This is a genomic window from Lysobacter stagni (assembly GCF_030053425.1).
GTDB lineage: Bacteria > Pseudomonadota > Gammaproteobacteria > Xanthomonadales > Xanthomonadaceae > Lysobacter_J > Lysobacter_J stagni.
This window is the reverse complement of the sequence record NZ_JASGBI010000001.1, coordinates 868348-886445: the sequence shown is the minus strand read 5'-3', so window position 1 is coordinate 886445 and position 18098 is coordinate 868348. Positions and strand designations below refer to the sequence as shown.

General features: G+C 68.2%; 19 protein-coding genes. 9 read left to right on the top strand and 10 right to left on the bottom strand.

What is annotated here, in order from left to right; genetic code table 11:
• Window positions 1-8: 8 nt before the first annotated feature.
• Together QLQ15_RS03945 and QLQ15_RS03940 are read left to right on the top strand one after the other, a co-directional pair.
• Window positions 9-1145 carry a sensor histidine kinase gene (locus QLQ15_RS03945; protein ID WP_283211547.1) on the top strand — a complete coding sequence of 379 codons (1137 nt, stop codon included), beginning with the start codon at window positions 9-11 and terminating at the stop codon, window positions 1143-1145.
• The gene (locus QLQ15_RS03940) at window positions 1145-1579 is read left to right on the top strand and encodes a response regulator (RefSeq protein ID WP_283211546.1); all 435 of its coding nucleotides are present in this window, start codon (window positions 1145-1147) and stop codon (window positions 1577-1579) included. The genes QLQ15_RS03945 and QLQ15_RS03940 overlap by 1 nt, the downstream gene beginning before the upstream one ends.
• Window positions 1580-1606: 27 nt before the next feature.
• Here QLQ15_RS03940 and QLQ15_RS03935 read toward each other — a convergent pair whose 3' ends face one another.
• The 5 genes from QLQ15_RS03935 to QLQ15_RS03915 all read right to left on the bottom strand — a co-directional run bounded on the left by QLQ15_RS03935 (window position 1607) and on the right by QLQ15_RS03915 (window position 6660).
• A complete protein-coding gene (locus QLQ15_RS03935) occupies window positions 1607-2335 on the bottom strand; it encodes a 2OG-Fe(II) oxygenase (protein WP_283211545.1) in 729 nt (242 codons plus the stop codon).
• Between the two features lie 64 nt (window positions 2336-2399).
• A complete protein-coding gene (locus QLQ15_RS03930; RefSeq protein ID WP_283211544.1) occupies window positions 2400-3815 on the bottom strand; it encodes a sigma-54 dependent transcriptional regulator in 1416 nt (471 codons plus the stop codon).
• 219 nt (window positions 3816-4034) lie between these two features.
• A complete protein-coding gene (locus QLQ15_RS03925; protein WP_283211543.1) occupies window positions 4035-5075 on the bottom strand; it encodes a class 1 fructose-bisphosphatase in 1041 nt (346 codons plus the stop codon).
• 43 nt (window positions 5076-5118) lie between these two features.
• The gene (locus QLQ15_RS03920) at window positions 5119-6147 is read right to left on the bottom strand and encodes an MBL fold metallo-hydrolase (RefSeq protein WP_283211542.1); all 1029 of its coding nucleotides are present in this window, start codon (window positions 6145-6147) and stop codon (window positions 5119-5121) included.
• 30 nt (window positions 6148-6177) lie between these two features.
• Complete coding sequence (locus tag QLQ15_RS03915) at window positions 6178-6660, bottom strand: hypothetical protein (protein WP_283211541.1); 483 nt, start codon at window positions 6658-6660, stop codon at window positions 6178-6180.
• Between the two features lie 162 nt (window positions 6661-6822).
• Between QLQ15_RS03915 and QLQ15_RS03910 the strand changes: the two genes are divergently transcribed.
• The 4 genes from QLQ15_RS03910 (at window position 6823) to QLQ15_RS03895 (ending at window position 11076) form a co-directional block, all read left to right on the top strand.
• Window positions 6823-7491 (top strand): response regulator transcription factor, encoded by a 669-nt coding sequence (locus QLQ15_RS03910; protein ID WP_283211540.1) that lies wholly within the window; start codon window positions 6823-6825, stop codon window positions 7489-7491.
• Entirely contained in the window at window positions 7488-8846 is a 1359-nt protein-coding gene (locus QLQ15_RS03905; protein WP_283211539.1) for a sensor histidine kinase, read from the top strand. The genes QLQ15_RS03910 and QLQ15_RS03905 overlap by 4 nt, the downstream gene beginning before the upstream one ends.
• Window positions 8847-9074: 228 nt before the next feature.
• Window positions 9075-10316, top strand: coding sequence for an NIPSNAP family protein (locus QLQ15_RS03900; protein ID WP_283211538.1), 1242 nt, complete (start codon window positions 9075-9077; stop codon window positions 10314-10316).
• A 79-nt stretch (window positions 10317-10395) separates the two neighbouring features.
• Window positions 10396-11076, top strand: coding sequence for a helix-turn-helix transcriptional regulator (locus tag QLQ15_RS03895; protein WP_283211537.1), 681 nt, complete (start codon window positions 10396-10398; stop codon window positions 11074-11076).
• A gap of 16 nt (window positions 11077-11092) precedes the next feature.
• Here QLQ15_RS03895 and QLQ15_RS03890 read toward each other — a convergent pair whose 3' ends face one another.
• Entirely contained in the window at window positions 11093-11758 is a 666-nt protein-coding gene (locus QLQ15_RS03890) for a Fe2+-dependent dioxygenase (RefSeq protein WP_283211536.1), read from the bottom strand.
• A 133-nt stretch (window positions 11759-11891) separates the two neighbouring features.
• Here QLQ15_RS03890 and QLQ15_RS03885 point away from each other — a divergent pair, with 133 nt between their 5' ends.
• Window positions 11892-12257, top strand: a complete 366-nt coding sequence (locus tag QLQ15_RS03885) for a hypothetical protein (RefSeq protein WP_283211535.1) — start codon at window positions 11892-11894, stop codon at window positions 12255-12257.
• Window positions 12258-12272: 15 nt separating this feature from the next.
• Here QLQ15_RS03885 and QLQ15_RS03880 read toward each other — a convergent pair whose 3' ends face one another.
• Entirely contained in the window at window positions 12273-13379 is a 1107-nt protein-coding gene (locus tag QLQ15_RS03880; protein ID WP_283211534.1) for a hybrid sensor histidine kinase/response regulator, read from the bottom strand.
• A gap of 227 nt (window positions 13380-13606) precedes the next feature.
• On the opposite strand from QLQ15_RS03880, the gene QLQ15_RS03875 reads away from it, so the two are divergent.
• A complete protein-coding gene (locus tag QLQ15_RS03875) occupies window positions 13607-14560 on the top strand; it encodes an aldo/keto reductase (RefSeq protein WP_283211533.1) in 954 nt (317 codons plus the stop codon).
• The gene (locus tag QLQ15_RS03870) at window positions 14557-15525 is read left to right on the top strand and encodes a DMT family transporter (RefSeq protein ID WP_283211532.1); all 969 of its coding nucleotides are present in this window, start codon (window positions 14557-14559) and stop codon (window positions 15523-15525) included. Before QLQ15_RS03875 ends, QLQ15_RS03870 begins: the two co-directional genes overlap by 4 nt.
• A 30-nt stretch (window positions 15526-15555) precedes the next feature.
• On the opposite strand, the gene QLQ15_RS03865 is transcribed toward QLQ15_RS03870, so the two are convergent.
• From QLQ15_RS03865 to QLQ15_RS03855, 3 genes are all read right to left on the bottom strand, one after another.
• On the bottom strand, window positions 15556-16092 hold the full coding sequence (locus tag QLQ15_RS03865) for a pseudouridine synthase (protein WP_283211531.1): 537 nt from the start codon (window positions 16090-16092) through the stop codon (window positions 15556-15558).
• A gap of 58 nt (window positions 16093-16150) precedes the next feature.
• Window positions 16151-16990, bottom strand: coding sequence for a class I SAM-dependent methyltransferase (locus QLQ15_RS03860; RefSeq protein WP_283211530.1), 840 nt, complete (start codon window positions 16988-16990; stop codon window positions 16151-16153).
• Window positions 16991-17056: 66 nt separating this feature from the next.
• A complete protein-coding gene (locus QLQ15_RS03855; protein ID WP_283211529.1) occupies window positions 17057-18019 on the bottom strand; it encodes a LysR substrate-binding domain-containing protein in 963 nt (320 codons plus the stop codon).
• Window positions 18020-18098 lie beyond the last annotated feature (79 nt).

Sequence of the window (18098 nt, the reverse complement as noted above, 5' to 3'; positions counted from 1 at the left end):
CCTATTCGATGAGCGACACCCCGGGCCTGGATACCGGCGTCGACCGCTTCCGTCTCGCGATGGACGCGTCGGGCATCGGCATGGCCATCGTCGATCTGCAAGGCTGTTGGGTCGAAGTGAACCCGGCCTTCGAACGGATGTTCGGCTACAGCGCGAACGAGGTGGTCGGCAAGCCGGCCGTCGCGTTCACCCATCCCGATGACGTCCCGCTCAGCCGCGGCTATCTGCGCGGGCTGATCGACGGCTCGATTCCGGTACTCGATGCACAAAAGCGCTACCTGCATCGCAGCGGCGATACGGTGTGGGCGCACGTCAACGTATCGGTCATGCGCGACGAGGGCGGCGAACCCCTGTTCCTGCTCGCGCAGCTGCGCGACGTCAGCGAGCAGCATGCGGCCGAGCTGGCACTGCAGTCGCGCGCCGATGCCGAACACGCGGCGCGCGATGCGTCCAACCGCCAGCTTCAACTGTTTGCCGATGCCGTCGCGCACGATCTGCGCGCGCCGCTGCGTTCGATCGAAAGTTTCTCCGCGCTGCTGGCCGATCGCGCCGGCGAACGCCTGGACGAGACCGATCGCGACTATCTCGCGCGCATCCGCTCCGCTGCCGCGCGCATGAGCAGCCTGCTCAGCGCGCTCAACGACCTGTCCTACATCACCCGCACCGAGCTCAAGCCGGTGGATGTGGACCTCAGCCTGCTTGCCGACTGGGTGGGTGCCGAGCTGCAGGACGCCGAACCCCAGCGCCTCGCCGAGATCCGCGTGCAGCCCCGCATGCACGTCATTGGCGACGAACGCCTGCTCAAGCTCATGCTCAGTCACCTCATGGGCAACGCCTGGAAGTTCTCGCAGGAGCGTGAGTCCGTGCACATCGACGTGCGGGGCGAGCGTCGCGGCGAGCTGATGCGCATCGAAATCCGTGATCAGGGCATCGGTTTCGACATGCGCTATGCTCACAAGCTGTTCGAACCCTTCCAACGGCTGCACGGACCGGATCAAGGGGGTGGTCACGGTCTGGGCCTGGCGATGGTGCGGCGGATCGCCGAACGTCATCGCGGCAGCGTGGGCGCCCAGTCGAGGCCCGAGGCCGGTTCCACTTTCACCCTCGAGTTGCCGGCCGTGCCGGTGGCGGAGGAATGCGCCTGATGCACAAGGAAATCCTGCTGGTCGAGGACAATCCCGACGACGTCGAGCTGACGCGCATCGCGTTCGACGAAGCCAAGATCGCCAATCGCCTGGTGGTGGTGAGCGACGGCGCCGAAGCGCTGGACTACCTGTTCGCGCGCGGCCGCCATTCCGATCGCGATCCCGATGATCTGCCGTCGATCATGCTGCTGGACCTCAACCTGCCCAAGGTGGACGGGCGCGAGGTGCTGCAGGCCGTGCGCGCCAACGAGGCCACGCGCACGCTGCCGGTGGTGGTGCTGACCACCAGCGCGGAACCCTTCGATGTCGAAGCCAGCTATGCACTGGGCGTCAACAGCTACATCCAGAAGCCGGTGGATTTCGAACAGTTCGTCTGGGCGGTGAAACAGGTCGGTCTGTACTGGCTCGTGCTCAACCATCCGCGCACCGCCTGATTCGCGCGGCGACGCGATGCCGTCGCCCTACGCGCCGCCGAACAGGCGTTCGGCGCGCTGGAACAGGATCCAGCTGGTCGCGATGACCTTGTCGCCGCCCTTGGGCCGGTTGCCGCGATGCGTATGCGTGAACGCCGCGGGTGCGATCAACAGGCTGCCCGTGCGCGGCGCGATGCGACGCTGCTGGTAGAGGAATTCGGTCTCCCCTTCCTCGAACGCGTCGTTGAGGTAGATCGTCCACAGCAGGTGACGGTGCAGCGTTTCGGCGTGCGCGTCCCGCGGATACAGCTCACAGTGCCAGTACGGGTAGCCGCCGCGGTTGGCGGTGTAGCGCTGCAGGTTGATCGCGCCTGGCCGAAGCACGGTCTGCACGATGGGCGCCAGCTCCGCGTCGTCCATCGCGGCCAGGCGTTCGGGCGTGAGGCGATGACGCGCGCCATCGTCACCCGGCACCTCCAGCATCAGCGGTGCGATCAAGGTGTGCGGGTACCGACGCAGGTACTTCACCAGCCCCTGGAACACGGCCTGGTTCAGTGCGATCTCCGCGTCCTGCCACTCGGCGCGGGCGGTGATGGTGAGGTCCAGGCTGTCCTTCAGGTCGGGCAATACGCCGCCGCCGATGCGTCCGGGAACCGCGTCCGCGCTCGCGCTGAAGCGCTGCACTAGCTGCTCGCACTGCGCTCGCGAAAGCGCGTCCGGAAAGACCTCGATGAAATCGTCGGCAACGGCGGGGCCGGGTGCGGCGTCGTGGCTCATGCGCGGCAGAGGGGGACCGGGACCGCCCCATCCTCGCACGCGCCGGCCCGCTTTGCAGGGACGCTCAGGCGACGTGGATCGTATTGGGGGATTCCGGATCGTGGGCGCGCAGCCCGTGCCGCTGCATCAGCCGGTAGAGCGTGACGCGCGACACGCCGAGTTCACGCGCCACATCCACCAGCCGCCCACGGTTGCGGTGCAACGAACGCTCGATCGCCGCGCGCGTGGCCGCATCGCGTACTTCGTCCAGCGTGGGCGGCGGCGCGGTGAGCGAGCTTTCGATATGGAGGTCGGCCGCGGTGATCAGGCGGCCCTCGGCCATGACCACGGCCTGGCGAACGCGGTTGATCAGCTCGCGCACGTTACCGGGCCAGGTATGGCTGTGCAGCGCCTGCCGCGCGCACGGAGCGAAGCCCTTGAGGGTGCGATGGCCTTCCTGCGAATAGCGCTGCAGCGAGTACTCGGCGAGGCGATCGATGTCGCCGCCGCGCTCGCGCAACGGCGGCTGCTGCAGGCGCAGTACGCACAACCGGTGGTAGAGGTCCGCGCGGAAGCGGCCCTCTGCAACAGCGGCGTCCAGGTCATGGTGCGTGGCCGAGATGATGCGCACGTCCACGGGGATCTGTTCGTGCCCGCCCAAGCGCTCGATGCAGCCCTGCTGCAGGAAGCGCAACAGCGACGCCTGGCTTTCCAGCGGCAGGTCGCCGATCTCGTCCAGGAACAGCGTGCCGCCGTTGGCCATCTCGATGCGGCCCAGCTTGCGCTGCTGTGCGCCAGTGAATGCGCCGCGCTCATAGCCGAACAACTCGGACTGGATCAGGCTGTGCGGGATCGCGCCGCAGTTGATGGCCACGAACGGATGCGCGTGCCGGCGCGAATGCCGGTGCACGGCCATCGCGGCCAACTCCTTGCCGGTGCCGGTTTCGCCCGCGATGAAGACCGGCGCCTCGGTCAGCGCGGCCTTGCGCAGCGTGCGGCACAGCGAGCGCATCGCCGGGCTCTCGCCGATCATGCCGTCGAAGCCGGCTTCACTGGTCGTATCGCCACGCTCGCAGGCCAGTCCGGCCATGCCGTGCGCGTGGCCGATGACCGTGTTCAACACCGCTTCCGGACACGGCAGCGTCAGATAGTCGTAACAGTAGTCGCGAATGAGGTCGCGCACCGGCGGCTCGTCGAGCTGCCGCGCATCGATGCCCGCCACCCAGCCCACGTTGCCGGCCGACAGCGCGGTGCCGAACTCGGCCAGGTCGTGCTGGGTGAAGCCTTCGCGCAGGTCCAGGAGCGCAGCGTGCGGGCGACGCGGTTCGCGCTGGAGGATGCGCAGCACGCTACGTGCGTCGGGCGCACGGCGCAGGTTCCATCCCATCTGCTGCAGGCCGCCCAGCGCAAGGACGCGTCCGGCACCGCCACGCGTCACATAGATCAGTTCGCGGGCATCGGCATTGGCCGTGTCCGTTTCCGGCGTTCCGTCGATCGGCATCTTAGACCCCGACATGTCCAAGGCAGCCGATGCTGCCACTGCGAGGAGTTACGCAGTGTATTCAACGGACCCTTCGACGATGAGCGGTCAAGAATGACGCGGCACGACGGGCGCGAACGTCGCGGCACAGAACATGAAACGCGCCAACATGATTCACCTTCGTGAGGAACGCACGCTTCGTGCTCGTGCGTCCTCACATGACAAACGGACACGCGCGGATCACGCGGCCGCGTCGTGCTCCGCGTGATAACGCACCGCCGCTTCGACTTCGCGCTTCGAACCCAGGAACACCGGCACGCGCTGGTGCAGCCCTGTCGGCTGCACCTCGAGCATGCGCATGCGCCCGGTGCTTGCCGCACCGCCGGCCTGTTCGACCAGCAGACTCATGGGGTTGGCCTCGTACATCAGTCGCAGCTTGCCGCCCTTTGCCGCGCACTTGCTGTCCAGCGGATAGCTGAAGATGCCGCCGCGCGTGAGGATGCGGTGCACGTCGGCGACCATCGATGCCACCCAGCGCATGTTGAAATCCTTGCCACGCGGGCCTTCCTTGCCGGCCAGCAGGTCGCCGACGTAACGCTGCATCGGCGCTTCCCAGAAGCGCTGGTTGGACATGTTCACCGCGAACTCCTTCGTCTCCTCCGGAATGCGCATGCCGCGCGTGGTCAGCACGAAGCTGCCAATCTCGCGGTCGAGCGTGAACGCATGCGTGCCGTTGCCGACGGTGAGCACCAGCATCGTGCTCGGTCCGTACGTGCAATAGCCGGCGGCGACCTGCGACGTGCCCGGTTGCAGAAAGTCATCGTCCGTCGCCTGCGTCACGCCGTCCGGTGCGCGCAACACGGAGAAGATGGTGCCCACGGAAATGTTCACGTCGATGTTGGAGCTGCCGTCGAGGGGATCGAACAACAGCAGGTAGTTGCCGCGCGGATAGACGTCCGGAATCGGCTGCGAAGTGTCCATCTCTTCCGATGCCAGGCCTGCCAGGTGGCCGCCCCAGGCGTTGGCTTCCAGCAGGATCTCGTTGGACAGCACGTCCAGCTTCTTCTGTGCCTCGCCCTGCACGTTGATGGACACATCGTCACCGGTGCCGGCATCGCCCAGCACGCCGCCCAGTGCGCCCTTGCCCACCGCAATGGAGATGGTCTTGCATGCGCGCGCCACCACTTCGATCAACAGGCGCAGGTCGGCGTTGATGCGGCCGGCGCGCTGCTCCTCGATGAGGTAGCGGGTGAGGGAAATCGACTGGGGGGAAATCGTCATGGGCGGCACCGCATGGAAAACGGGCCGCCATTGTCGCCGATGGTTACGTCTTGGGCAGCCACCACGGTTGCGATGCGGGTGGCTGCGCGATGGCCACCGGTTCACCAAACGCCGGCGTCGTCAGTCGTACGCCCAGGCGCTCGGCCTCGGCCTGCACGCGTGTAAACGGTTCCTGCCAGCCGTGGAGCGCGAGGTCGAACGTGCCGTTGTGCACCGGCAGCAGCCAGCGCCCACGCAGGTCCAGATGCGCCTGCACGGTCTGTTCGGGCAGCATGTGCACGCCGCTCCACATCGGGTCGTAGGCGCCGCATTCCACCAGCGTGAGGTCGAACGGACCGAAACGTTCGCCAATGGCGCGAAAGCCGTCAAAGTAACCGCTGTCACCGCTGAAGAACACGCGCAGGCCGTCTGCTTCGATCACCCACGACGCCCACAGCGTCGGGTTGTCGGCGAACAGCCTGCGACCCGAGAAATGCTGTGCGGGCGTCGCCACCAGCCGGACCTCGCCGAACTTCGCCTCCTGCCACCAGTCCAGCTGGTGCACTTTCGTCGGGTCCACGCCCCATTCGATCAGCAGGTCGCCCACGCCGAGCGGTGCGATGAAGTGCCGCGTCTTCTGCTCGAGCGCCAGAACCGCGGCGCGGTCCAGATGGTCGTAATGGTCGTGCGAGAGGATCACGCCCTCGATCGGCGGCAACGCATCCAGCGCGATCGGCGGTGCGTGGAAACGCTTCGGCCCCATCCATTGGAAGGGGGACGCACGTTCGGAGAACACCGGGTCGGTCAGCCAGAAGCCGCCGCCCAGCTTGAACAGCACCGTCGAGTGGCCCAGGCGGAACAGCGAGCCGTCGGGCGCGGCCAGCAACTGCGCGCGCGTGAGCGGACGTACGGGCACCGTGTCGCTCGGCGTGGCGTCGTCGGGCTTGTCGAAAGCGAACCGCCACAGCATGCGCGGCAGCTGTCGCCAACCCGCCTGCCGGGGCGCAACGGGATTGCGGAACCCACCGTCGCGGAACTGGGGCGACTTCGCGTGGGGCGTGGTGTTGCAGGCGGTGAGCAGGGCAGTGGTCATGATCGATCTGGAGAGTGGGGGTCGCGCGGATCAACCGCGCAGGTCGAGTGCGCAGGTCACGCCGTCGAGCGGTTGCGCTTTCGTGTCCAGGCGCCGGACGGTCTCGCGCGAAGGCACACGCCACTGCAGCTGCACGCAGCCCAGTCGCCGCGCCATCGCGTCGACCTGTGCGAACAACGCGGCTTCCACCGCGCGTGCCGGCCACGGTGCGCGTACGTGCAGCGCATCGATGTGCAGCACATACCCGCGCTCCACCAGCGAATAGGCCACGGTGGCCAGCGTGTATGCGATCGCGTCCTCGTCCGCGAAGGCCAGCCAGGCCCAGGCGCGTACCGGCGCCTCGAACAGCGCCTCATGGAACTCGAGCAGTCCCGCGCCCGCCGCTGGCGCGTCGGCCTGGTGTTCTTCGCACAGTTGCAGCAGCCGGTCGGCATCGGCCGCTGTTACCGCTCGCACCGATACCGGCACCTGCGCCGGAACGACGGGATGGAAAGCGAGAGAAGAGGCGTTCATGGGCAATCCCTGGGGGAGGATGGGCGCGCCGCGCGCCGGTACCATGGCGGCGACCGGCCAGCCGGGGCCGGAGCGAGGGCGCCAGACTGCGCGCGGCGGTTTAAGAAGTTTTTAAACGCACCCGGCCACACTTCACCCCCCCGACCACCACGACACTCCGCGATGAACCTGCTGCTGGTGGAAGACGACACGATGCTGGCCGAGGCGCTGTGCGCCGGCATCCGCCAGCACGGCTTCCGCGTGGACCACGTCGGCGATGCCGCGCGCGCGAAGACCGCGCTGGTCGACCACGACTTCGACGCCGTGCTGCTCGACCTGGGGCTGCCGGGAAGTTCGGGGCTGAGCGTGCTGTCGTTCGTGCGCGGTCGATACGACGCTACGCCGGTACTGATCATCACCGCGCGCGACAAACTCAGCGATCGCATCGCCGGCCTGGATGCGGGTGCGGACGATTACATCGTCAAGCCGTTCCAGCCCGACGAGCTGTTCGCGCGCCTGCGTGCGGTGGTGCGTCGCAGCCAGGGGCGGGTGTCGCCGGTGCTGAGCCACCACGGCGTCGTGCTGGACCCGGCGCGGCGCGAAGTCTCGCGCGATGGCGTGACGGTGCCGCTCAGTGCGCACGAATTCCGCACGCTGCTGATGCTGATGGAACGACAGGGCCGCGTGGTCACGCGCGAGCAGCTGGAGGAAGCGGTGTACGGCAGCTCCGGCACCATCGAAAGCAACACCATCGCCGTCTACGTGCACCAGTTGCGTCGCAAGCTGGGCGAGCAGCTCATCGTGACCGTGCATGGGCAGGGATACCGCATCAACGGCGGAGGTTCCGCGTGAAGACCCGCTCGATGCGCTGGCGCCTGACGTGGGTGTCGGTGAAGTGCGTGCTGGTGGCGTGGCTGGTGTGGCTGGGCTGCCAGATCTGGCAGTTGTCGCGCGCGCACTACGGTTTCTGGGACGAATCGCAGCGCGAGGTCGCGTCCCAGATCCTGATCTCCATGCCCGACGGCCTGGAACGTTTGCCGGAGCGCGCGCGCGCGCCAGCCGCGTCCACGCAGGATCACAAGATGAGCTGGCAGGTCTGGGCGCACGGACGCAACGTCGTGTACTCCCCCGCCGCACCCGGCGAACCGCTCAAGCCCGACTTCACCGATGGTTTCGCGCGCCGCACCATCGCCGGCCAGGTGTGGCACGTATACAGCCTGGCCGACCCGCGCCGCGGTCTGGTCGTGCAGGTCGGCCGTTCCAAGCAGATGATCGCCAACGAGCTTCGCACGTGGATCGGCATGAGCCTGCTGGCCGCCGGGCTGATCCTGGGCCTGTTCATGCTCACCGTGTGGGCAGTCGTGGGGCGCTCGTTGCGACCGTTGACGGCGCTGCGGCAGACATTGATCGCGCGCCGGCCGCTGGACCTCACGCCGCTGCACGCACCGGGTCTGCCCAGCGAGTTCACGCCACTGGTGGACGCCTTCAACGACCAGCTCGACCGTGTCGACCAGGCGCTGCAGAACGAACGACGCTTCATCGCCGATGCGGCGCATGAGCTGCGCACGCCGTTGGCTGTGCTCAGCGCGCACGCGGACCTCGCGCGGCGCGCCGACAACGCCGACGAGCGTGATGCCGCGTTGCGTCGACTGAGCGCAGGCGTGCAGCGCGCCGCACGCCTGTCGGAGCAGCTGCTGGATCTGGCGCGGCTGGATGCGGAAGCGACCTCGCCGGCGCTGGTGGCGGTCGAGGCGGCACCGCTGCTGGTGATCGTCGTGCGCGACTTCGAAACGCTGGCACGCGAGCGTGGCCAACGGATCAGCCTGCGCACCGAGGACGGGCGCATCCTTTGCGACGTGGACCAGCTCGGCATCCTGTTCCGCAACCTCGTGGACAACGCCGTGCGTTACGCCGGCGAGGGCGGCCGCATCGCGGTGAGCTGGAAGCGCGAATCGCGCGACGCCGGCGAGGTGATGGCGCTGTGCGTGGCCGATGACGGTCCGGGCGTGCCGGGCGAAGAACGCGAGCGCATCTTCCACCGCTTCTACCGCGCCAACGGAGGCAGCACGCCCTCGCGGAGCAACGGCAGCGGCATCGGTCTGTCGTTGGTAGCGCGGATCGCGCGGACGCATCACGCATCGATACAGGTCGGCGACGGCCTGGATGGTCGTGGCCTGGCGGTGACGGTGACCTTTCCCGTCGCCTGAAGCGGCTGCTGACAGGACCCTGTCAGCAGCGCGGCGGCACTGTGTGGGCGTGCGATGGGCACGCTCACCCTCTTCCCCATGGGCAATCCGCTCGAAGCCGTCCTGAAACCGGCGTGGCAACGCCAGCGACGCCTGCTCCTGCAATGGGCAGGCCTGGCGCAGACCGCCTGGCTCCTGCCGCTGCGCGCCCGCGCCCGCGGTCCCCGCTCTGCTGAAGGAACGTCCGCGATGAACGCAGCGATCGGCCACGATGGCCGGCACGATTTCGATTTCCTGCATGGCCATTGGCGAATCCGTAACGAGCGCCTGCGGCAACGACTTGCCGACTCGAACGACTGGGAGATCTTCGGTGCCACACAGTGGTGCCAGCCGCTGCTGGGTGGCATGGGCAATGTCGACGATTTCGTCAGCGACTGGGTCCGCCCCGGCGAGCACGAGCGCTTCATCGGCATGACGCTGCGCCTGTTCGATGTCGATGCGCGTCACTGGAACATCTACTGGGCCGGCAACCACGATGGCGTGCTGGACTCGCCGATGACCGGATCGTTCGCCGACGGCACGGGTCTGTTCCATGGCGTGGACGAACACGAAGGCCGACCGGTCCGCGTGCGCTTCACGTGGACGCATCACGGCCGCACCGCGGCGCATTGGCGACAGGCGTTCTCGGTGGACGACGGACACACCTGGGAAACCAACTGGCACATGTGGTTCCGCCGCGTGGACGCGGACGGCCGCCTGCTGCACGAGGACAACGTCATCGAGTTGCGCCAGTACGCCATGCAGCCCGGGCGTCGCGATGAGCTGGTCGAGCTGTTCGAGCGCGAGTTCATCGAGCCGCAGGAAGCGGTGGGAATGCACGTCATCGGTACGTTCCGCGACCTCGATGCGCCCGAGCGCTTCGTGTGGTTGCGCGGTTTCGCGGACATGCCGGGGCGTGCGGAAGCGCTGGACGGCTTCTACTCGGGACCGACCTGGCAGCAACACCGCAATGCGGCGAACGCGACGATCGTCGACAGCGACGACGTCCTGCTGTTGCGCCCGGCGCGAATGGACTCCGGTTTCGCGCCGGCGGCGCGGGAACGCGCCGCCGTGGGTTCCGTGTCGCCTTCCAACGGCGTGATCGAAGCGGGCGTGTGTGCGCTCGACATGCCGGCCCAGGACGGTTTCCTCGAACGCTTCGAACGCCAGCTCGCACCGCGGCTGCGCGCAGCCGGCGCGGATCTGATCGGCGTGTATGTGACGGAAGCGAGCGCTAACACTTACCCGCGCCTGCCGGTCCGGGAAGGCGAACAGGTGCTTGTCTGGTTCGCACGCTTCGCCGACGTCGATGCGCATCACCGCTACGAAACGGCGTTGTTGGGCGATGGTGAGTGGCGAACAGCCGTCGCACAGGCGCTGCTGCACGGACTGAAGCAACCGCCTCAGCGGATGCGGCTGTCCCCCACCGACCGATCGGAGCTGCGCGCATGACCGCGCCCTGCCCCGCGCCGGTTTGTCCAGTGTCGAATGCGGTGATTGAGCGCAGTCGTGCGGCGCGCGATCATGTCGCATGCGCCGCGCCGACCGCCTCTTCCTGCTGATCCATGCCCTGCGTGGACGCCGTTCCGCTCTCACCGCGCAGCACCTGGCCGACACGCTCAGTGTGTCGTTGCGCACGGTGTACCGCGATGTCTCGGACCTGCAGCGTTCCGGTGTCCCCATCGAAGGCGAGGCCGGCGTGGGCTACATGCTGCGCAAGGGATCGGACATCCCACCACTGATGTTCACGCCCGACGAGCTCGAAGCCCTGGTCGTCGGCACCCGCTTCGTGCGGGCCTTCGGCGGCGTCCGGCTCGGACGTGAAGCGGCGGCGGCGTTGTTGAAGATCGAAGCGGTGTTGCCGCAGGAGCTGCGCGAACGCAGTGACCGCACGCGCATCTTCGCGCCGGAAGTGCAGCGCATGGAGAACAGCGGCCTGATCGACGATCTGTACGCGGCCGTGACCGGCGCACAGGTGTTGCGCATGAGCTATCGCGACAACGACGCGCGGCCGACCGAGCGCGAGATCGAACCGCTGTGCCTCGCGTTCTGGGGTGGCAGCTGGACGCTGGGCGCGTGGTGCCGGTTGCGTTGCGATTTCCGCAATTTCCGGCCCGACCGCATCGTGGAATTCGTGCCGACCGGCGAGACGTTCCCGGAGACGCGCGAGCGCGGCCTGAAGGCCTATCTGGCGGCGGCCAACGCGTTGTGACCGCGCGCGGCCGGGATCAGGTATCGGCCCACATGCGGAACAGGTTGGTGCGCAGCGATTCCAGCAGCACCTGCAGGCGCTGGCGATCCCCGCCGCCCGCGGCGAGCGCGCGCGCCTCGTCCAGCTGAATCAGCAGCTCGCGGCGGCCGGCATCGGCCACCCAGCTTTGCAGCCACGTGATCGCGGCGATGCGCACGCCGCGCGTGACCGGACTGACGCGGTGGATGGTGGTGGACGGATACAGGATGGCGCTGCCGGGATCGAGCTTGTAGGCCAGCTCCTGCGCGCCCAGTTGGATGGTGAGTTCGCCGCCGTCGTACTCGTCGGGACGGTTGAGGAACACCGTGCACGACAGATCGCTGCGGATGGGCGGATTCGACGGAAACAACGCCTCGTCGACGTGCCAGCCGTAGGTCATGCCCGGTTCGTAGCGCACCACCGTGGTGCGCGCCATCGTGCGCGGCTGCGCGAACGTGCGCAGCTCCGGGTAGCGCATCAAGGCCTCGCGCGCGATCAGTGCGATGCGCTGGTTGGCCGGATCGTCCTGCGGTGCCTGCAGGTTCTGCTTGATCGTCGATTCGGGATTGGTGATCCGCCCGTCGGCGAAGCGCACCTGCGGCAGCAGTTCGCGCACGGCCTGCAGTTCGGCGTTGGACAGCACGTTCGGCAGGATCCGGATCATGGTGTCTCGCGCGTCGTCGTCTGGCGTCCATCATCGACATTCAGCCGCGGGCCGGCAACCGCCGCGCCCGCTCACGCGGCTTCAACGATGCGCCGGGGACACTGACCGCCATGCCCGCAGCCGGAATGCTCCGATGACCAAGCTGACCTCGCTCCCCGAACGTGCCCTGGAACTGGCCTCGACGGTCGGCGACAACCTCCGCCACGCGATGCCGTCGGTCAGCCAGCATGCGGGCAAGTGGCTGGAAACCGGTGCCAAGCTCGGTGCGCTGAAGGGCGGCGCACGCGTGGCGAGCGGTTTCGTTCGTCGCAACCCGTTGCTGATCGCGGCCGCCGTGGCCGGCGCGGGCCTGGTCTGGTATGCCGCCAAGCGACGTGCCCGCAAGGCCGAAGAAGGCAATGGCGAGGCCATCGAGGGCGGCTCGCGCCGCATCGAGGCGCGTCCTGCGCGCGGCACCGCATCGCGCCGTGGGGCGCGCACGCACAACATCCAGTCGTAAGCGCGCGACCGCCGGTCAGGCGAAGACGGGGGTCGGCGCCTCGGGCAGTTCGATGATGAACCGGGCGCCGCCCTGGCGCCGCGGCTCGTACCAGAGCTGGCCGCCGGAGCGCGCGATGATGCGTTTGGCCAGCGACAGCCCCAGCCCGCTCGACAGCCCATCGTCCACCGCGGTCTCGTGCAGGCGCACGAACGGCTTGAACAGCTCGCGCTGGCGTTCGGGCGGAATGCCCGGGCCGCGGTCGGCCACGATCAGCTGCCAATAGCCCGGTGCGCCCGCGCGAGCGGTGAGCAGCAGCTCCGCGTCGGGGGCGTACTTCATGGCATTGGTCACCAGGTTCTCGGCGACCTGCCTCAGCACGCGCGGGTGGATGCTCACCTGTGCCACCACCGGCGGTGGCCGCAGTTCCACCCGGATGCCGCGCGCCTCCAGCTGCATCTCGTAGCGCTGGATCAGCCAGGCCAGCGTTTCGCCCAGGTCGGCGCGGTCCTCGGCGATGTCCTCCGCGCGCGGATCGGCCTGGCTTTCCAGGTAATGCCGGATGTAGCCGAGCGCATCGTCGGCGCTCTCGTGGATCATCTGCAGGTAGCGCGGCACGCGCTCGGCCTTGCACAGCCCGCTGCGCAGCAGCTCGGCGGCGAATACCACGCTGCTGAGCGGGTTCTTCAGGTCGTGCGCGACCAGGTTGACCAGCTCCTCGCGCTCGCGCGCGACGCGCTCCAGGCGGTCGCGCGTGAGCTTGAGACCAACATGCGCGTTCACGCGCGCCAGCAGTTCTTCGGGCAGGAAAGGCTTGGTGACGTAATCGACCACGCCGGCGTCGAAGGCGCGCAGCAGCAGGTCGCGGTCGTGCGCCGCGGTGACGAACACCACCGGCACCTGCAGTGGTCCGAGTTCATGCAGCGCGGCCAGGACATCGAAACCGTCCATGCCCGGCATCATCATGTCGAGCAGGATCAGGTCGGGCGGGGTTTCCACGTAGCGCTGGAGCGCTTCCTCGCCACTGCCGGCGGAGATCACTTCGTAGCCCTGGCGGGCCAGCAGGGTGCCGACCACGCGCAGGTTGACGCTCTGGTCGTCGACGACCAGGATGCGGCCCGAATTGCCAGCGGCTATGGCCATGCGTCCCTGTCCCCGGGGCGGCGCCGCCCCGCTTCGCGCCGCGGTTTCATCGTGTCCCACGTTAGCAGAAAGGCGACAGATTGCGTGCATGGCTCCCCCGGGTCCCCGGTACGCGCGCCACCGATCCGTCGGCGGCCTTCTTCCGCAATGCCAACTCGCGGCGCGTACCTATCCCATCGGTTACAACGCAACGCATCATGTGACCCCCTACTCGTTCCGGAGTCCGGATGGCCCCCACTTCCCGACCGCTCGGACGTTCCCCGCTCCGCGTCGCACCATTTGCGTTCGGCGGCAATGTGTTCGGCTGGAGCGCGGACGAAGCAACGTCCTTCGCCCTGCTCGATGCCTTCGTCGACGCCGGCTTCGATCTCATCGACACGGCCGACGCTTACTCCCGCTGGGTCCCCGGGCACGAGGGCGGCGAATCGGAAACCGTCCTGGGCCGCTGGTTCCAGCGCAGCGGCAAGCGCGACCGGGTCACGCTCGCCACCAAGCTCGGAAAATGGGAACGCCACCGCGGGCTCGCTCCGGCCACGGTGCAGGCCGCGGTGGAAGACTCGCTGCGTCGGTTGCAGACCGATGTCATCGATCTTTACCAGGCGCATGAAGACGACACCAGTACACCATTGGCCGACACCCTGGGCGCGTTCGCGCGGTTGATCGAACAGGGCAAGGTGCGGGCCATCGGGGCATCCAACTACAGCGCCAGCCGGCTGGCCGAGGCCCTGGATACCGCCGAACGCCTCGGCCTGCCGCGCTACGAATCGCTGCAGCCGGAGTACAACCTGTACGCGCGCGCGGACTTCGAGGCGGAACTGCAACCGCTGGCGCGCGAGCGCGGCATCGCGGTCATCCCCTACTACGCATTGGCCAGCGGTTTCCTCAGCGGCAAGTACCGCAGCGCCGCGGATATCGGCAAGAGTGCGGCGCGTGCGGGCGCCATCGGCCGCTACCTGAATCCGCGTGGCCTTCGCATCCTGCAGGCACTGGACGATGTCGCCGCGGACCACCGGGCCACGCCGGCACAGGTAGCCCTGGCCTGGCTGATGGCGCAGCCCACCATCACTGCACCCATCGCCAGCGCGACCAGCCTGGCGCAGCTGGCTGAGCTGCTCGCCGCGGCGCGCCTGTCGTTGAGCGTGCAGCAGCTGGCGCAGCTGGACCTGGCCAGCGCCGAATGAACGCGCCGGCAACGATTACGACCGTCCACCCGGTCGCCGCGCGCCGCGTCGGCCTCACCCTCGCCGCGGCCGGCGCGGTGCTGTTCTCCGCGAAGGCGATCCTGGCCAAGTTCCAGTACCGCTACGGCGTCGACGCGCTGGAGGTGCTCACGCTGCGCATGCTGCTGTCGTTGCCGCTGTTCATCGCGCTGGGCATCCACGAATCCCGTCGACCGGGTCGCATCCCGATGACGCGCCGCGACCTCGGACTGATCGTCGTGCTGGGCGTGCTGGGCTACTACCTTTCCAGCCTGTTCGACTTCTGGGGACTGGAGTACGTACCGGTGTCGCTGGAGCGGCTGATCCTGTTCCTCAATCCCACCTTCGTGCTGCTGATCGGCGTGTTCGCATTCCATCGCCGCGTCGCACGCCGCGAATGGATCGCGCTGGCGGTGAGCTATGCCGGCGTGGCCCTGGTGTTCGTGGAAAACCTGCGCGTGCAGGGCGACCACATCCTGTTCGGCAGCGGCCTGGTGCTGCTGGCCGCGCTGAGCTATGCGCTGTACCTGGCGATGTCGGGGCAACTGATCTCGCGCGTGGGCCCGCTGCGCCTGGTTGCGTACGCGATGTGCGTGTCGACGGCGGCCACGGTGATCCATTACCTGCTGCTGCGCGATCCCGCCCGCCTGCTCGACCTGCCTCCGCCGGTGTACGGATTGGCGCTGATCAACGCGATCTTCTGCACCTTCCTGCCGGTGACGTTCACGATGGGCGCGGTGGCGCGCCTGGGCGCCGGCACCGCGGCACAACTGTCGGTGCTGGGCCCGGTGTCGCTGGTGTTTCTCGGGGCCTGGCTGCTGGGCGAGAAGATCACCGCCGTGCAGCTCATCGGTACCGCGGTGGTGCTGGGCGGCGTACTGCTGTTGACGCGCCCGGCGGCGAACTCGGTGCCGGTGCAGGTGGAGAAGGCTACGGGCGGCCGGTAGCGTCGCCCGCAACGCGTGCGGTGGCGTCGGTCACTCGCAGGCGCGCCATTCGCCCGGTGCCAGCCCGTCCAGCCGATGCGCGCCGATCGCCACGCGCACCAGCCGCAGCGTGGGCAATCCCACCGCCGCGGTCATGCGGCGCACCTGCCGGTTGCGGCCCTCGGAGATCGTGAGTTCCAGCCACGCATCCGGCACGGTCTTGCGAAAGCGCACCGGCGGATCGCGCGGCCACAGCGCAGGTGTGTCGACGCGTCGGGCTTCCGCCGGGCGCGTCGGGCCATCGCTCAGCACCACACCTGTGCGCAGGGCCGCGATCTGTTCCGACGACGGATCGCCTTCCACCTGCACCCAGTAGGTCTTGGGCTGCTTGTGGCGCGGATCGGTGAGGCGATGTGCGAGCCCCCCGTCGTCGGTGAGCAGCAGCAGTCCCTCGCTGTCGTGATCGAGCCGGCCCGCGGCGTAGACATCGGGTGGCAATCCGAACTCCGCCAGCGTGCGACGCGGCGGCGTGCTGCGATCGGTGAACTGGCACAGCACGCCGAAGGGCTTGTTGAACGCAATCAGCATCGCAAGCGCGCGAGCGGAGCAGGCCGACACCGGTCCCCTGCCCCGCCCTGCATCTCCGTCAAGGCTTCACGAAACGCAGCGTCATGCGATCGCTCTCGCCGATCGCCTTGTACTTCGCGTCGTCCTTGGCATCGTGCTGGTTCGTCGGCGGCAGCGTCCACACGCCGTTCGGATGATCGGTGGTGTCCTTCGGATTGGCGTTGATCTCGCTCTTGTCCTGCAGCTTGAAGCCGGCCTTCTGCGCCAGCTCGATCACCAGCGCCTCGGTGAGATAGCCGGACGTCTTCATCTTCTCCAGGTCGGTGCCCGGCTTGGCTCGATGATCCACCACACCGAGCGTGCCGCCCGACTTCAGCACATCGAAAAAGCCCTTGAAATACGCATCGGCCGTGCCTTCATCGACCCAGTTGTGAGCGTTGCGGAACGTCAGCACGACATCGGCCGATCCCGCGGGACCGAAGCTCGGCGCCTTCGGATCGAACCCGCGCACTTCCGGCGAGCCGTACACGGCCGCGTTGGCGAAGCGCTCGCGCAGCGCGGTGTTCTGGCGATAGCGATAGGCCGGCTGGTTGGGGATGGCGTCGTCGTACACGGCGGCGACGTACTGGCCACCGTCCTTCAGATACGGCGCCAGGATCTCCGAATACCAGCCGCCGCCGGGCGTGATCTCGATCAGCGTCTGCGTCGGCTTCACGCCGAAGAAAGCGAGCGTTTCGCGCGGGTGACGGTACTGGTCGCGCACGACGTTCTTGGGATCGCGCGTGGACGAGGCCAGCGCGGTTTCAAGGCGGGCATCGGTGGTCGCGGTGGCGGTGGCCTTCGCCGGCTTCGCGGCGGGCGCATCGGCATGCGCGATCAGCAGGGCGGGAACGAGCGCGACGAGCAGCAGACGTTTCATGCGGATCTCCAGGCGAGCCTTCGGAACGGGCCGCCAGACTAACCCCAAGGCGTGACGGCGACCACGTCAACGAACGGCACGGGTGCGCCGCCCGCTACCCGTGCGGGCCGGCTTGCGTGGGGCACGCGAACGCTTGCCCGTCATGGCGTCGCTGGCCTCGTAGCGGGCGGCTTCTTCCTGCAGCCAGTCGCGGAACAGCGCCAGGCCGCGATGGTCGCGCGAGCGCGACGGGTACACGAGGAAGTGCGCGAACTCGGTCTTCAGGCGCTCGTCGAACAGTTCGACCAGGCGCCCGGCCTCGATCAGCGGTCGCGCCAGCGTCATGCGACCGAGCACGATGCCCATGCCTTCGGCTGCGGCGCGATGCAGGTTCTCGGAGTCGTCGAAGATCGCGACGAAACGGTCTGGCGGCGAGCCGCCGAAGCGCGCGAACCATTCGCTCCAGCGCCCGCCCGGCGCGCCCAGCAGCGGGAAGTCGCGCAGGTTGGACAGCGTCGGCTGGCCCAGGCGCTCGATCAGCGCGGGGCTGGCCGTCGGCGTCATCCAGTCGTCGAACAGATGCACGGCTTCCAGCCCGGGCCACTTGCCCGGGCCGAAACGGATGCCGGCGTCGATCTCCATGTCGCGCGCGAAATCGACCACGCCCACGTTCGACTGCAGGCTGATCTCCAGCTGCGGATGCGCCGCCAGGAAGCCCGGCAGGCGAGGCACCAGCCAGCTGGAAGCGAAGGAGGGCATCAGCGTGATCGCCAGGGCGTCGTCGCGCCGGCGCATGCGCGGTTGCAGGGCCTGTTCGATGGCGTCCAGGTGCGGGGCGACGCGGTCGTACAGCGCCTGGCCGTGCTCGGTCAGCTTCACGCCGCGTGCGCCGCGCACGAACAGGCGACGGTCCAGGCGCTCTTCGATGCCGCGGATCTGGTGGCTCAGCGCGCTGACGGTGAGGTGCATCGACTCGGCCGCACGCGTGAGATTGCCGGTGCGCGCGGCGGCAATGAAACCGAGCAGGGCCTGCAGGGGAGGGCGGCTCACAAGCACCTCGCAAGGGATGATCAGCGTTGAGCTGCATTCAAGTCTGGCTTGCAGAACGGTCGCTTTTTCAAGCGATAGC